Raw genomic sequence first — 15,874 nt, forward strand, 5'->3', positions numbered from 1 at the left:
CGATAAAGCTCTATGGGGGCGAGTGTTACATGCCTATCCATATCATGGACTCATGCGATAAAAATCTCCGCATATGTGATCTATCCCTTATTTTATAAAATGAAAAGATTCATATGGTGAATGTTTTTGTGGTTTGCATGATTATTGACCATGTTGAAATTTGGTTGTGTATGGAAGATAGAAAATCATGGATGGTTTTTCGCTGGATATGAGAACGCTTAATTTTATTATTATTTTGTTCTCTTTCACTTACTGCATTGGCTTATTGCTGTTCCAATTTACGCAACAGCCAATTAAAGGGCTCTCTAGCTTTTCCCTTTCAATATTTGTTATTGGAACTGGGCCGTTGATGTTGAGCCTAAGGGGGGAGTTACCGGATTGGGTCACTGTTATTGGTGCCAATATGGTCATTGCGCTAGGCTTTCATCTCGCTTTGTATAGCTTATGCCTGTTCCGAGAATACTCTTTAAAATGTACCTACCTCAGCAGTTTGATGATGTTGGCTCTTCTGCTAGGTTTTATTCACTTCACGTACTATGAACCTTCCATCAAGGCTCGAATTATTCTCGTTAGTTTCTATTTAGCCTTTGTCACTCTTTGCACTGCGTTTGTGGTGTTAAAGGGTCAACGTGATGACTTGAACTTAGCTACTCGGATGATGGCCTTATCATTTTTGATATATGGCGGGTTTATGGTTTTCCGAGTATTGGTGACGCTATTTTCAGCTGAGCTTCAGGATTTCATGGCAGCCGCACTCATTCATCAACTTGCCTTTTTAATGAGTATTGTTCTTATCGTGTCGATGAGCTTCACAATGCTTTGGTTGATTAATGCAAGGTTGCTTAGGTCTATTCACGAGCTCTCCTACAGCGATCCTTTAACGGCACTTGGAAACCGCAGAGCATTAGATGAAATGGTTCCAGTCATCATGAAACAGGCGGGGACTACGCCTGTTAGTGCCATTATGATGGATATTGACAATTTTAAGTCGATCAATGACCAACACGGACATATTGTGGGTGATCTCGTCATCAAGTCTTTTGCTGAAATGGTTCAAAGTGCAATCAAAACATCGCCAACAGCCAGCGCGTTCCGTTTTGGCGGAGACGAGATAATGATTTTATTGCCCAATGTTAATTTCCTACAAGCACAGGCTATTGCTTGTAAGCTGCGATTGTCTATTTCAGAGATCTCAGCCGTGCAAGGGAATGAGATGTTTCTGACGTCGAGTTTCGGTGTCGCTCAGCTTCACCCAAATGAGAATTGGGATGGGTTTATTAGTCGAGCCGACAAAGCGTTGTATCAAGCGAAAACAAACGGTCGCAATATGACTTCAATTTGTCCTAGCCATATTAATGAGCTCGTCACTGCCACATAACCAATACTGCTGCGATAGAAAGCAAGATGAGCGCAAGAATGTCTTTGCGCGCGATGCTTTGTCCCAACCAGAAATAGGATATCAACACCATGAAGATCACTTCGACTTGCCCGAGTGTCTTTACGTACGGCACGGCTTGAAGCGACATCGCGCTAAACCAACCCAGAGAACCGATAACACTCGCTAGGCTTGTCATCACCACCAGTTTAGATTTCTTGAATATCTGGCGCAGCGTGTCTCGCTCTCTGAAAAAGAGATACGTACAGATAATGCATGTCTGAAGAGTAATGACCAGAAACAGCACCCAAGCAGCGCTATGGGGGAAGGGAAGCCCTATGCTCAAGCTTGCTTCACGTACCCAAAGAGACGTTAAAGCAAAAGCGGTACTACACGCCATACCTAACAAAAATACTTTCGGAGACAAGCTTCGCCAACCAGAAGAACTACTCATGATTAGTACGCCTAACGTGCCAATAAGCACGCCGACCCAACCTGTTAGTGTCAAAGCAGTACCAAAAAACAATACGGATAACACAGCAGATACGGGGGCTTCACACTTGGCTAAGCCTGCTCCTATCGCATAGTTTTCGAGCTTAAATAACATCACCATTAAGCCCGTCGCGAGGATCTGCATAATGGCTGCTGCAATAATGTAGAAAACAAACTCACCCGAAAAATCAGGTGTGGATACTGGCTTCCATTGATAGAGGGCGCACAGATAAATTAAGGCGATTGGGCCAGCCCAGATAAAACGCGCCAGCGTCACACCAGCAACACTCATGGTGCCACTTAACTTGCTTTGAAAGGCATTGCGCCAAGATTGGCTGAAGGCTGCGAGAAGAGTAAAAGCTATCCAACTAAAAGACATGACGCTTCCATGTGTTATGTAATTTGATGATTATCTTAACAAAAAATCACATGATAAGAAGCGACATGGTCTATTTATAGCCAGAGGCTCATTTTACTCTCCATTCAGTATCAGTACGTTCTTCAAAAGATCGGCTGTTTTTTGTTTTTGAAATAGAACAACGCGCTAATCAAAACGAACAATAAGGTGAAGTAATAGAAAAACGAAGACAGTGAAGCTAAGAAAGCGAGGTTCTGTTCTATTTCTTGTTCGGTGTAGCCCTGAGACACCAGTTTATAGTAGTAAGCGTACAAAATGCCGATCAGCCCATATCCGAGATTAAACATCAGGCCTTTAAAGCTGAGGACAGTGGCTCGGTTGTGTGATTCGGTTTTTTTATTCAGGTGGTAGCTAATGAAAATGTTCATCGTCATGATAATAAAAATCAGCACTAGTGCTGGAATAACCCCGTAAATCGTCCAACCTAAACTGATCCAATAATAAGTCGCCATGCTTGCTAAACCCATAACCACAATGAAGGTTTTAGGCTCCATGCTTTCTGCTAGCCTACGGCTTTGCCCCGCCAATATGATTTTAAGCAAACTGATCCCCGCGCCAATAAAACCGAAGTAGATAATAGGAATATCGATGGCGAGATAATATTGGCTGTTCATGGTTAGGAACATTCTTGAGGTGTGTTCGAACAGGCTGTAATACAACAACATGAACAGCACGTAAGGCGTAGCAAGTACCCACTTACCTGTGTCAGCTGTTAATTTAAGGCTGGCGATGGTGGTTGCCAATTTGGTTTGCTCGCTTGGCATTACCTTTTTCTCTTCGCGCATATTAATCGCGGCATAGATGGCGATCATCGCTACAAATAGGGTGGCGAACACAGGAATACGCATCAGATCTTTAGTGCTTTCTGGTTCAGATAGTCCAAGGAAATGAAAGATGTTCGCCATAAAGTTCACGTCGTACATCGCCGCGCCAATTAGTGTGACAAAGATACCGACGGTTGAGGCGACACGAAGCTGAATTTGCAGCACTCGCGGCCACAACTCTTCATTGCCTTGTTCTTTTAAGGTGTCGTAAGCCAATGCCTCGTCAGCACCGCTGGCCAGTGCCATCGCTAAGCCACTGAGAATCCGGTTAATTAGAAAGACTATGAATACCAAGTCGGGGTTTCCGGTTGGTACTAGCGCTATCATGGCGATCTCAACAAACATCACAATCGAAGACAGCACCACCAGTTTCTTGCGGCCTAAGGTATCGGCGAATGCACCCGACGGTACTTCAGCAAGCACAATGGTGGCCGCCCAAACTACATTGAGCATCGCGAATTGAGACAGGGTTAACCCGTAATCTAAATAAAGTAGGGTGAATATAGGGTAGTAAAAACGCGCAAAGTAGCTGCTTCTAAACATTAAGAAGTAGCGGACATTGGGAATGTTAAGGATCTCTTTGAGCGTCATGATAATTTCAGTAATTTAGATAACACATTATTATGTATAACCCTTTTACTCTTTTAAATCATGGAATTGTTTCAAGAATCAGAAAAACAACTAGTTGAGTTTATTTCGCAGCGCCTTTGAAGGCTAGAAAGGTAGCAGGATTAAAAAGAGGAGCGCTGAGGCTCCTCTTTTATCGTAGGCCGCAGTGAACTTTATCGTTAGTACATAGACTTAACGGTTAGTCCACACGCTTGAAGTTAGGCAACAAGGTTTCTGGCTGCTGCGCTACAAACGCTTTACTTGGTGAGTATGCACGGAAGTAAACAAACCAGTTTTCGTCTTCTCGGGTTTGCACCCAGTTAGCTTCGTTCACACCTGTTGGCTTAGTTGGCGAGAAGTGGAAAGTGTAATTGCCTTGTGCGTCTTTGACCGTTCCTTCGATGTTTGAGCCCACATCGGCACGCTCAATGTCGTTGTCGATAATGGCGCGGTTCTCAACGTTATAAACAGTGATGGTCCAGAATAAATCGGCGAAATTTACATCTCCATCTAGCGTCAAAGTATAGTGGTTACTGCCATTTAGCCCTTTGCCATTGTCGTCACGGTAGTTGTCTAGGTAGATCTGTCCCCAACCGCCGTTCTCAAATCCATGCATTGCAATGTCGTTAGTGACGGCTTCATAAAACCAAGCTGCACGTCCATCGAGGTCCATACCATAGTGACGGTCTTGGTTTGGTGTTGAAGCCGTTGCGATTTCCCACGAATTCCCTTCTTTGCCATAAGCCGCGTGTGGTAGACGTTCAGTCTTGTTGAAATCGATGTTTTTAACCATAGCTTCACCCATGATTACAGCTTGTTCTAAGATGTCACGCTGCTGAGCTGATGGAGTAAATGCTTTGCCTTTTTCAATACCTAGTGGGCGTAACATGTCGTGCATCATGCGGTCGCGCTCTGCTACAGGTTCGGCTTGGATCGCTTCATTCAAGGTCTCCCAAAATGCCATACCACGTGGGTGCTTAGCATCGTCACCACGTTCAGGGAAGTTCACGCCTTTGCTACTGAGCGGCTTGCCGTTAAGGTCAGTAATTTTTAATGCTTCTAAGTCTTTCATACGTTGCTGATCTGACTTAGCCATTAAGCGAACACCCAAGAAAACATTATTGGTATCAGACTCAAATACTTTTGCGCCTTTTGGCAGGTTACTCGGCGTTTCAGAACCTTTCGCTTTTACCACGTAGACGCCCGGCTCAGTCATCTGAGAAATACCGATTTGCCACATGGTGTGTACCGCGCCACGCAGTTCATTTGTGGGAATTTCTATAACAACGGGCTCTTTCTCTACGTTAAACCAAGTAATCGCGTAAGGCGTAGAGGTATTGTAAGTTAAACCTCCTAGCTTAGATTCATGAGACTCAACATAAGTAATTTGACCATCCTCTGCCCCCATGTCGGCATAGGCTTGTTTCCATGCGTAGTTTGACACCAAAGGCACGGACCAAATGTAAGCTTGTGACGCGCGTTGATAGTCCATCAGTTCAAACAGTTTTGCAGAGCTTTCTTGTGTTGGAATGCCATGAAGAAAGTCGGTTTCGAAAGTAAAGTCACCTGCACGCGTTTGGATCGTTTCTGTCGCATCACCGCTGCCTGCTATCGCTGTGGCTGAAAACAAGGCTGTTACAGAAACTAGCATGGCAGCTGAGCGTAATGGGCAAGTGAAACTACCAACAAAGGCTTTAGATATCATATTCATAATGTGTCCTCAAAACTCAAAATTATTCGTCAAAACGGGAATGGCTCGTCGAACAGAAATCATTGGTTCAAACTGAAAGAGCTCATCCAAGCAGAAAGTGACTGCTTAAAACTGATAGTTAAATTCGATGCGGTGATCACCGTCTTCGATACTGGTGTTTTCTGTCCAATTTGCAAAATAACGAACGTTCGCCCTTGGGTTAATCTGGTAGCTCGCAGCAAACTCATGTGCGAGTACAGAATCACTGCCCTCGAATCCATAATCTTTGAACGTTGATGAACCAGACATCGTGCCTAAATACATAGGGTTATAGTTCAACCAAATCTTGTCGGTAAGTTGCATTTTTGCGTACATACCCGCCACGTAGAAAGTGCCGTGCATGTTGTAGCGATCACGAAGTTGATCCGCGTCGAGGTTGCCTCCAGAGCCTTCAACCAACTCCTCACCTGCAGCAACACCAACACCCGCAAGCGGATAGAAGTTAAACATGCCCATTTGTGGAAGAGCCTGTATAAAGCTGTATGACGCACTACCTTGATTACTATCGAAATCCCAAGACATATCGACTTGTGTGCCTCGACCATTGGTTAAGTCTACGCCGAAGTTTCTGAAACGAATCGATAGTGTCATCTGCGCCTCGGTTATTCCAACCAATGGCTTCACCAGCGATGCCTTTGACTTCGAAGACATTCATACCCATGGTCGTATCGCTACCAGTGTCATAGGTTTGCCCGATTTTCAGGTTTAAGCCTTTGTCTGTGTAACCGAAGCCACCTTGTGTATAGACGGCTAACGGATCTGACATATCTTGAATTTCGGCTTCTTCCGCGAACGCGACACTTGCCAGAAACAAAGGAGTTAGAGAAAGGATTGAACGTTGTAATAACATAGATGCCTCATAAATTTATCTCACTACATCCGTGTACTGCGTGAAGGTGAGGTAACTATACAAAGTGGACATCGTTAAGTTAATTCATATAAACTTAACCATTCGTTAAGTATTAGTTTATGGTTTGGGTATGAAACTGAATAACGTCGATTTGAACTTATTGAAAGTGTTTGTGGTGGTGTATCAGGAAAAAAGCTTGCGCAAAGCAGCTGAAAAGCTGTTTGTCTCGACACCAGCGGTAAGCCAAAGCGTCAAAAAGCTTAAGGAATCATTAGGTGAAGAGCTATTTGTTTTGTCCAATAAGCAGTTTCTCCCGACGCCTTATTCTGATGAACTGTATCGACGTGTATTTCCACTATTGGACGGGTTGGTCACGGCGATAGAAGAGGGTAAACAGTTTACTCCTGCCGAACTAAGCGAAGATTTTAAGATAGAGGCGAACCCGCACCTTTTGCCTTGGTTAACACCCTCTCTGTTTCATCAACTCTCAGATGAAAGTCCACTTTCGAGGTTGATTAGTCATACTAGCTCCCAAGATTCACTGGAAAGACTTAAGAGTGACGAGATTGATTTTGTTATTCACTTTGAAGCTGAAAACCTGCCCGCCGAGATCATTGCTGTGCCTCTCGTGACCCTGAAATTTGTATTGGCAGTAAGAGTCGACCATCCTTTTAAAGAGGATGTAGCACAGATTGATGATTTGTTGTCCTTTCCATTTGCGCATGTTGACCTTGCTTACTTCGATCAAAACAAACACTCGCGATTGGAAGAAGAAGTTTTAAGCCAAGGTAAATCGATTAATATGGCGCTTCGAACGACGTCAGTTGTTGGGTTAATAGAAACGATTAAGCATTCCAACATGATCGCACCCTGCATGCCTCCGGTGATCGAACAGCACAAGGGAGTATTGCGCTCGATTGTGATTGAAGGATTAGAAGAAGATGCAGAGAAAATGGAGGTATTTGCCTATCTTCATAAGAAAAACCAACATTCTGCCAAATACAAGTGGTTACTGGATTTGATCGAAACAGCGATGATTGAGGCCAACCATCAGTGAGTTCTAATCGTTTTTTTCATTGATTCACTTAACCGTAGTCAGCTATTCATTTTCTGTTTCTTTAGAAGCGTTTGGCGCCCAGCCTTTCTCTAGCCAGTTGTCCAGTAGGTGTTGCAGTGCGTTCAAAGAGGTTGGCTTCTCTAGGCGACCGTCCATCAGTTTTCTGATCATGTCTAGCTCTCGTTGTCCTGATTCACCAGACAAAGCAATAATTGGTGTTTGAGGTGAGCGCGCCTTGATGATCTGGCTTGCGTCAAAGCCATTCATTATCGGCATTTGTACGTCCATTAAGATCAAATCAACTTTGTGTGATCTGAACAGCTCGACAGCATTTTCCCCGTTTTTAGCTTGCAAGCTATTTACGCCAAGTCGGCTCAGGTACATCTGAACAAGCGTGCGTTGCACTTCTTTGTCATCAACAATAAGTACCGTCGGTGCAAGATGGCTTGATGCTGGTTGATTTTCTGCTTGCGTGCGTTCTGTTTGCTTACTTTCTGTTAGCGTACTTGCCGGTTCAGGTTCTATATCACGGCTTGGAGTTTGGCTCTCTGGTTTTACATCAGCTTCGGCTTTATCTTCCGTCGATTGGTTGTGTTTCCAACCGTTGAAATAAGGCGTACGCAGCGTCTCCGCTTTTGGAGCATTGGGTACAATAGGGAAGTACAGGTGAAACTCAGTAAATTCACCAAGTTTGGAATGGCATTCTACTCTGCCACCAAATGAGCGCATCACTCGTTGGCAATAACCCAGTCCTAAGCCGCTACCACCGCTTTTTTGGAAAGAGAAAAAGTCATCAAAGACCTTATGAACAATGGCTTCGTCAATGCCGGGGCCGGTATCACGAAATGTGAGAGCGTTCTCGTAAGATCCTGTTTTGGTGCTGATCTCAATTTGGCTGTCTGGGTAAGAATCAAAGTAATAGATTGCATTGCGTATCAGATTGAAAATGACGAAGTTGAATAGAGTTTCATTTAGTTTTGCCACAAAATCAGCGTGTTGTGGTAAACGAATTCGCTCAATGATCTTCTCGTTCTCAAAGCCATAGTGGCTGACGGCTTGGTCCACGGCCTTGTGGATAGATGTCATGGTGATTGGTCCATGCTCAGGCGAGCTGTCACTGACTTCTCGTAAGATGATATCAATCAGTTGTCGCCCGCGTTGAATCGCTGCTTGGCCATTCTCAATGTCAGTCAAGATTTGTTGAGTTGGTGCTTGATTATCTATGTGCTGCTTTAACACCTCAAAATGCAGTTGAACTTGGGCTAGTGGGTTACGCATCTCATGAGCGATCGAGTTAGCAAGAGCACGACTTTGGCGAATTCGTCTATCGGCTTCGATGGTGCTTTGTACACGCGTTAACAAGGTTTGCAGTGCAGAGATTTCTTCATTAGAGAACATACGATTGTTGCTTTTGTGCGATGATACTAGCAAGTGTGTGACTGATTTTTTGTGTCCGAATAGTGGCATTACCAACGCGGTGTTGTTTGAACTCATCTTGTCATAAAGTGCTTTTAGCGACCGTTTAGCGAGCGCAGTATCATCTAGCTCTTCAGAAAGCTCATCGAACACTAGAACGGACTCTTTGCTAGATAGGTAATCTTCGTAGAAGGTTTCGTTGTAATTACTGTTAACTAGTCGAAGCTTATCTTCTGGGATTTGCAGTTGGCGACCTAAACGACGCATGGCATCGTCAATCGACAACTTAAAGCCTTCTTCTAATGCGAGTATCTGTTGTACCGGTGTCTTTTTGTTTCTATAGACAAGCAATGAGGAGTAAGGACTTACACGTTTGTAGATTGGACTCCATGTAATGCCGATAATCGCGCAGATGGGTATCGCTAATAGCCATTGGTTACCGTCGGTTAGGGGAATAAATACCGTACAAAAAGGTACCACTAAAATTGCACACACCAGCAGCACATTAAGGCTTATGTATGTAAGGTATTTAAAACTGTAGAAGCGAGAGGTCAGCAGAGCATAGCCTACAAACAACATCTCACTGAGCGACAACGCTGGGGGGAGCCAAGTGAGCGAGAAATCACGTAGGAAATAGGCAACGCCAATGTGAATCGTTGCTGTAGATAGCATGAATACCAAGATGCCTGTAATCATGTAGTTGGCTTTGGCTAATGTTAGCTTGCTGCTATTGGTACGCATGGTCACTAGATTAGTCAGTGTAAGGGCAATCAAGCTGATAACCCCCATGAAAAAATAGGGTGTATGCGGACCAAACTCGATCACGAATTGGCTTGGAGCAGTAATGGTGACATCTTCTACCGTTAACCCTGGGGTCAAATTGATATAGAAAGAGTAGCCCGTCATGCTCGCGAGAATGGTTTGTTGCCACCTATGGATTTTACCACTGCGGTTTTCGGCTGCGAGCTGACACGAGAAGTAATACGCAAAGGCAAAAGCAAGGAAAGAGCTGAGGTTGGCCAACTTTGCTGCGAATATGGCTGCTGTGGTACCAAGTCCTGGCAAAAAGCCGGTGTGGAAGTAGGCATTACTGCTGATCCACGTAATAATACAGATGGAATATGCGATGTAAGGTACATGGTGTGTCCCCACTATCGCTTCGTTCTTTTGTTTAAGGCGATAACAATAGTAGAACAGCCACATTACAACAACAGCGACCGTTGCAAGCAGAGTGATGGCTTTAGCAAAGAATATCGCCTCTAGCCCAAGATCAAACGTCTTCATATTATTTGCCACGCTGTATGTTTATTTTCACGGAGGCACCGTCTATAGTCTCGAAAGTTGACATGATTGAATGCCTTCAACATCAGTTCAATATTCCATAACCCGCGGTAAGTCAGTAAGTTCGTTTCGTTCAAGTCACAAGACCCTAGCGGCAAGTATGCTTGTGGTTCGATAGCCTTGTAAAAATTGAGTATCAAAGGTTGATCTATAATGGTGAAACCAATTTTATAGCTCGCTTGATGTAACAAGTTAAGCATCTCTTTTTGAGCAAGATAAAGGAAGTAGACTTTTTGTTGAATATTTCCACTCACGGTTAGGCGTAGAATTTCACATACAGCTTGCATTTCGGCTAATTGTAATTGGAACTTATTATCGAACTCTGGAATAGAGTCACACTTTGATAGGGCCGGTTGAGTAAAAATATGTAGCTCTGCCAGTCCCTTATAACCACGTCTGGATAAACCGTACTTCCATTTGTCGTTGCTAAACATGGGGGCGTAGCTTAGCCAAGTCTCATTTTTTGACCAGTCCTGAATTAGGGCTGAAGAGACTAGGGTTGGAAAGGCTTCATCTGTTGGGTGTTTGAGTAGAATAAAGTGCTTACCTGTTTGTGATAAGTGGAGTAAAGGCAGCATCTCATACCACTTCTCACCTTTAATAAAAACCTCAAGGTTGCTTAAAGCAATAGCATCGTTGATTGGTATTCCTTGAGGGCGACTTGGCGTTTGTACTAAGAGTGGGCTATTTTCTATTTGGTCAATGATTACACCATAGTAAGCACTATCTTTAATGGGCAGATCTATAGGATAAGGGGCATGGGTGCTCAATGGTAATTTTGCTTTGATTGCGGAAATTTCACATTCACACCAAAAGTCCAACCAATGCATATAGCATTGTCCTACCGCTTCCTCTAAGAGAGCAACTTCTGCGGATAAGGTATTTGGATAGCGCTGAACCAGATCGCGGTAGTCCATCACTTCAAACATTACTGAGTCGCTTTTTGTTTGATGTTCAGGGAAAAGCAATTCTATTTGGCTTCGACGATGTTCTGCCACTGTTTTGAAAAGAGCCGTGCGCTGTTGCGGTTGATAAGTGTCGAGTACGAGTTCAACCAGAGCGTGTTGTTTTTTTTCGATAGGCAGGCTGCTAGCCAACAGTGAACCTAAAGACGACATTAATTCCATGTAGTGAACCGCCTAAGTTTATCTAATTATTTTTATGTGACTTGTACCCGTTTATGAGAGATGTATCTATGGCTGATGTTTGAGAGTAGTTACTTTATAAAGTTGTCCTAACTTTTTGTGCGTTTAGTTTCTCAAAAACAAGCTGCATTTAAAGTGGGAGTTTACTACTTGTACTAATCCTAAATAACATGGTTTCGCCATTTTTCAATCAATTCATGAACCCCTAAATTAGTGTATTCTCAAATACTTACTTGTCTGCTTATTGTCCGGCTTTGGTTTTCTGACAGTGCTCTGTATTTATAGATTAGTTACACCATAATCTCTGATGAAGTGATGACATTCGAGGTTTAAGCTTGCCTGCATATGAAACATCATTACGGGTAATCTCTCGTAAATGACTGACTGAATGAACGATGTAGAGAGGATTTATGAAAAAAGTACGATTAACATCATTACTTGGATTAGCAACTGTGTTTAGTGTTGCTGTGTTAGCTGGATGCAGTCAGGAGTCTGATGCTCCCGTGCAACCGCAAGAGAAAGCGAATCCGATCTGTAGCACTAAAAACCTGACAGGTGGTTGGTCGCAAAGCGCTATCACACCACAAGCTAAGCAAGCTTTAGACGCAGTTCTTAGTCAAATGAACACTTCAGCTGAGCTCAAGCAGATCTTGAGTGTTCGAACTCAGGTTGTCGCGGGTTTGAACTATGCGATCGAGTTTGAAATGGATAATGGTCAGGTGTGGAATACTGTTGTTTATCGTTCACTTCAAGGTGATATCGAAATGACGCAAGCTGCACAACAAGGTCGCTTGTGTCCGTTGATTAACTAGTCTATTGACTTACATGTCTATTGTTCAACTAACCCATTGATTAACGAGCATGTAAATAACGTCACACATAAAAAGGGCTCCTAGATTAGGAGCCCTTTTTTATTCTGAATCGTACTGACGTAATGAACCTGATTAACTGGTCAGTTCCGGCTCTGATAGCTCTGGTTCATAAAGCTCTTGCACACAAGCACGGCTGATGTCTTCATCAATGTAGGCCATTCCAAGCTTATTGAGATAGTCCATACGATCCGCAGTGCGCAGTTCGATGTCTGGGCCTGCGATGTTGTTCTCTTGATAGATCTTAGTTAAGTGAGCCATGAATTGCTCGCCAACACTCATCATTAATAGGCTCATTGCGCCAACGTCAGGCCTTACTTTGGCACGTTGTTTATCCGTTAAATTTACCGCTAACACGATAGGGCGCTCTTCACCCTCAAAACGAGTGCTGCGCTCGCGAATGGTTTGCTGAGCCCAGTAGTAGGCCAGTTCTTTGCTCTGGGTAAGAAACACTGGTTCAACGGATTCGGTGTAGTTGTTGCCAATGGTTGCCATGGTTTTTGACGCGGCTTCATTGAGTGCTTTGTCTCCTGAGCGTTTCAGCCCTTGGCCTTGGATTGAAGCGAGCAAGGCTGAAGATGTGCCGTGATACCAAGTATCACCAGTCGCGAAACCATTTTCTGACAGCAGTGTTTTAGCATCTTGTAGGTGTGTCGGTATTGAAGTCATAGGCACTCTCAATAAATAGGCATATCAATAAATAGGAAAATCAACAAACAGGAATGTGATCAGTTTAAACAGAATTTTTCAGGGTCACAGTGGTGTGGAACACAAATCTGAGGCTTTGAGATGAAGCCGGCAGTACAAGCTTGATCCCAAAACCTCCTCCCTCCCAGCACCTAACAGGGAAAAGGGAGGGGGAGATTCTAGAAGGGAAACGCTGTTAACGATTAATCAAATTGATTAGACGTATTCGCTTCACCCGCTGCTTTTAGTGCATTTTCACCAGCAAAGTATTCTTTGTGGTCGTCACCCATGTCTGAACCAGACATATTTTGGTGTTTAACACATGCGATACCTTGGCGAATCTCTTTACGTTGAACATTAGCAACGTAGCCCAACATGCCTTGGTCACCGAAGTATTCTTTTGCAAGGTTGTCGGTAGACAGTGCTGCTGTGTGGTAAGTCGGCAGAGTAATCAAGTGGTGGAAGATACCCGCTTCGCGAGATGCGTCCGCTTGGAATGTACGAATCTTCTCGTCAGCGCTTGCAGACAGTTCAGTTTCATCGTATTCCGCACTCATTAGGCTTGCACGGTCGTAAGCTGATACATCTTTACCTTCTGCTGCCATTGCATCGTATGCTTGTTGGCGGAAGTTTAATGTCCAGTTGAATGATGGAGAGTTGTTGTAAACCAGTTTCGCATTAGGGTGAACTTCACGTACGCCGTCCATCATCTCTTTGATTTGACCGATGTGTGGTTTCTCAGTCTCAATCCAAAGAAGGTCAGCACCCGCGTTGATTGCTTCAATACAGTCGAATACACAGCGGTCTTCACCAGTACCTTCGCGGAATTGGTATAAGCCTGAAGGCAGACGCTTAGGACGAACTAGCTTGCCGTCACGGTTGAAGCAAACATCACCTTCAGCCATATCTGCAACATCAATCTCTTCAACATCTAGGTAAGAGTTGTAGATGTCACCTTGGTCGCCTGGCTCTTTCACTACCGCGATTTCTTTTGTTAGGCCAGCACCTTGTGAATCGGTACGAGCAACGATGATGCCGTTGTCGATGCCTAGTTCAAGGAAAGCGTAACGAAGTGCGCGAAGTTTTGCGTGGAAATCAGCATGAGGAACCGTTACTTTGCCGTCTTGGTGACCACATTGCTTCTCATCGGCTACTTGGTTTTCGATTTGTAGACAACATGCACCCGCTTCAATCATCTGCTTAGCCATTAGGTAAGTCGCTTCTGCGTTACCGAAACCTGCATCGATATCGGCAATGATTGGTACTACGTGTGTTACGTGGTTGTCGATTTTGTCTTGGATTTGGTCTTGTCGATTCACATCACCCGCTTCACGTGCTGCGTCTAGTTGACGGAACAAGCCACCTAGTTCACGAGCATCCGCTTGACGTAGGAAGGTGTATAGCTCTTCTACTAGGCCAGCAACTGACGTTTTCTCATGCATAGATTGGTCTGGAAGTGGACCGAAGTCAGAGCGAAGTGCTGCTACCATCCAACCTGAAAGGTATAGGTAACGACGGTCAGTCTTGCCATCAAAGTGCTTCTTAATAGAAATCAGCTTTTGTTGGCCGATGAAACCATGCCAGCAACCCAGAGACTGAGTGTATTGAGAGCTGTCTTCGTCGTAAGCCGCCATGTCTGCACGCATGATATCTGCCGTGTATTGCGCAATATCCAGACCTGTTTTGAATTTGTTTTGAGCTCGCATGCGAGCAGCAGATTCAGGGTTAATTGCATCCCATGGAGCACCAGCAGCGCTTTTTGCAACTTCAATCATTTCGATATCTTGTGTAATTTGCGACATAACTATTCCTTAGTTTCACGTGGACATGTTGGCCAATTTGGCGAGGTCATTTGATTTGGATTAAATCTAACCATGGACAAATAATAACCATGTATGTGATAATTTTGTTAATTTATAGTTATTATATTCGGTATTTTTCTTATGAATATTGCTCGTATAGACCTTAATTTACTTGTGTATTTAGACATGTTGCTACGTGAAAGAAACGTAACACGAGCAGCAAATCAGTTAGGAATCACTCAGCCAGCCATGAGTAATGGCCTGCGTCGATTACGTGATCTATTTGAAGACCCGCTGTTGGTGAGAACCAGTGAAGGGATGATACCGACCGAGCGAGCACATAAACTGCAGCCATTGATTAGAAACATCTTGGCGAATGTAGAAAAGACATTGCAGCCGACCACGGAATTTAATGCTGAAGACAGTGAACGTGTGTTTCGTATCATGGCGAGTGACTATGCTGAGTCGACCATTATTCAGCCGCTATTAAAAAAGTTGAGCGAGATAGCACCGAAAATACGCTTGGATATTATGACGCCAAGTGACGTGAGTTATCAGGATGTGGAGCAAGGCACTGTTGATATTATCATCAACCGTTTTGACGATATTCCACAGTCGTTCCATCAGATGAGCCTTTGGCACGACGGGTTCTCTTGCCTATTTAGTTGTGATAACCCGATAGCGGACAACTTCGATATTTTGTCTTATCTAAAGGCGCAACATATCTGGGTAAGTAAGACGGGTATGGGCACCGGCGTTGGGATTAACCCAAGCGAAGCGCAAAAGCTTGGTTGGATAGATGAAGCATTAATGCGCATTGGCAAAACGCGTAATATCACGGTGTTCACACGACACTACCTGTCGGCGATTCTCTTCGCTCAACAGAAGAACCTGATCCTGACCATTCCAACCAAAGCAGCACAATTGCAGCGCAACAACCCTCGGTTGTTAATCAAACCTGCGCCATTTGCTATTGAACCCTTTGAGGTGAAGATGGCGTGGAGTCCATTGTTACAAACTAATCCAGACCATCAGTGGATGCGCCGATTGATTAAAAGTGTCGCCAATGAAATAGAGAGTGGTGTGACGGAATAACACAGTTTGTAGGGTATTTTTTATATGAATATCCAGTATAACTGGCATAAATTAGCTAAATTTATGTCCGTTGCGTAAGTTTAAACGAGTTATTTAAATTTAAGTCAGTTAAGTAAATATATTGAGTAGTCATCAGTTAGCTTG

11 protein-coding genes and 1 pseudogene are annotated in these 15,874 nt (G+C 43.9%); 4 read left to right on the top strand and 8 right to left on the bottom strand.

Features of this window, described 5'->3' with window-relative positions:
• The first annotated feature begins 187 nt into the window (after window positions 1–187).
• Window positions 188–1,378, top strand: a complete 1,191-nt coding sequence (locus ACED42_RS07040) for a GGDEF domain-containing protein (protein WP_371701962.1) — start codon at window positions 188–190, stop codon at window positions 1,376–1,378.
• On the opposite strand, the gene ACED42_RS07045 is transcribed toward ACED42_RS07040, so the two are convergent.
• From ACED42_RS07045 to ACED42_RS07060, 4 genes and pseudogenes are all read right to left on the bottom strand, one after another.
• Window positions 1,365–2,246 carry a DMT family transporter gene (locus ACED42_RS07045; protein ID WP_017091732.1) on the bottom strand — a complete coding sequence of 294 codons (882 nt, stop codon included), beginning with the start codon at window positions 2,244–2,246 and terminating at the stop codon, window positions 1,365–1,367. The genes ACED42_RS07040 and ACED42_RS07045 overlap by 14 nt on opposite strands.
• 122 nt (window positions 2,247–2,368) lie before the next feature.
• Window positions 2,369–3,700: an MFS transporter gene (locus ACED42_RS07050; RefSeq protein WP_371701964.1), complete on the bottom strand. Its 1,332-nt coding sequence runs from the start codon at window positions 3,698–3,700 to the stop codon at window positions 2,369–2,371.
• A 217-nt stretch (window positions 3,701–3,917) separates the two neighbouring features.
• On the bottom strand, window positions 3,918–5,429 hold the full coding sequence (locus tag ACED42_RS07055) for a DUF1214 domain-containing protein (protein WP_371701966.1): 1,512 nt from the start codon (window positions 5,427–5,429) through the stop codon (window positions 3,918–3,920).
• A gap of 105 nt (window positions 5,430–5,534) precedes the next feature.
• Window positions 5,535–6,318 (bottom strand): annotated as a pseudogene (locus ACED42_RS07060) (hypothetical protein).
• A 130-nt stretch (window positions 6,319–6,448) separates the two neighbouring features.
• Between ACED42_RS07060 and ACED42_RS07065 the strand changes: the two are divergent.
• Complete coding sequence (locus tag ACED42_RS07065) at window positions 6,449–7,375, top strand: LysR family transcriptional regulator (RefSeq protein WP_009845787.1); 927 nt, start codon at window positions 6,449–6,451, stop codon at window positions 7,373–7,375.
• A 42-nt stretch (window positions 7,376–7,417) separates the two neighbouring features.
• Here the strand turns inward: ACED42_RS07065 and ACED42_RS07070 are convergent, their stop codons facing one another.
• Together ACED42_RS07070 and ACED42_RS07075 are read right to left on the bottom strand one after the other, a co-directional pair.
• On the bottom strand, window positions 7,418–10,075 hold the full coding sequence (locus tag ACED42_RS07070; RefSeq protein WP_371701968.1) for a response regulator: 2,658 nt from the start codon (window positions 10,073–10,075) through the stop codon (window positions 7,418–7,420).
• A complete protein-coding gene (locus tag ACED42_RS07075; RefSeq protein ID WP_371694586.1) occupies window positions 10,072–11,259 on the bottom strand; it encodes an acyl-homoserine-lactone synthase in 1,188 nt (395 codons plus the stop codon). The genes ACED42_RS07070 and ACED42_RS07075 overlap by 4 nt, the downstream gene beginning before the upstream one ends.
• A gap of 428 nt (window positions 11,260–11,687) precedes the next feature.
• On the opposite strand from ACED42_RS07075, the gene ACED42_RS07080 reads away from it, so the two are divergent.
• Entirely contained in the window at window positions 11,688–12,089 is a 402-nt protein-coding gene (locus ACED42_RS07080) for a cystatin domain-containing protein (RefSeq protein ID WP_017102741.1), read from the top strand.
• 132 nt (window positions 12,090–12,221) lie between these two features.
• Here ACED42_RS07080 and ACED42_RS07085 read toward each other — a convergent pair whose 3' ends face one another.
• Together ACED42_RS07085 and ACED42_RS07090 are read right to left on the bottom strand one after the other, a co-directional pair.
• Window positions 12,222–12,815 (bottom strand): hypothetical protein, encoded by a 594-nt coding sequence (locus ACED42_RS07085; RefSeq protein WP_032500623.1) that lies wholly within the window; start codon window positions 12,813–12,815, stop codon window positions 12,222–12,224.
• A 221-nt stretch (window positions 12,816–13,036) separates the two neighbouring features.
• Window positions 13,037–14,635 carry an isocitrate lyase gene (locus ACED42_RS07090; protein WP_371701970.1) on the bottom strand — a complete coding sequence of 533 codons (1,599 nt, stop codon included), beginning with the start codon at window positions 14,633–14,635 and terminating at the stop codon, window positions 13,037–13,039.
• Window positions 14,636–14,776: 141 nt separating this feature from the next.
• Here ACED42_RS07090 and ACED42_RS07095 point away from each other — a divergent pair, with 141 nt between their 5' ends.
• A complete protein-coding gene (locus tag ACED42_RS07095) occupies window positions 14,777–15,730 on the top strand; it encodes a LysR family transcriptional regulator (protein ID WP_009845781.1) in 954 nt (317 codons plus the stop codon).
• Window positions 15,731–15,874 lie beyond the last annotated feature (144 nt).

It is taken from the genome of Vibrio sp. FF145, assembly GCF_041439075.1.
Classification (GTDB): domain Bacteria; phylum Pseudomonadota; class Gammaproteobacteria; order Enterobacterales; family Vibrionaceae; genus Vibrio; species Vibrio tasmaniensis_A.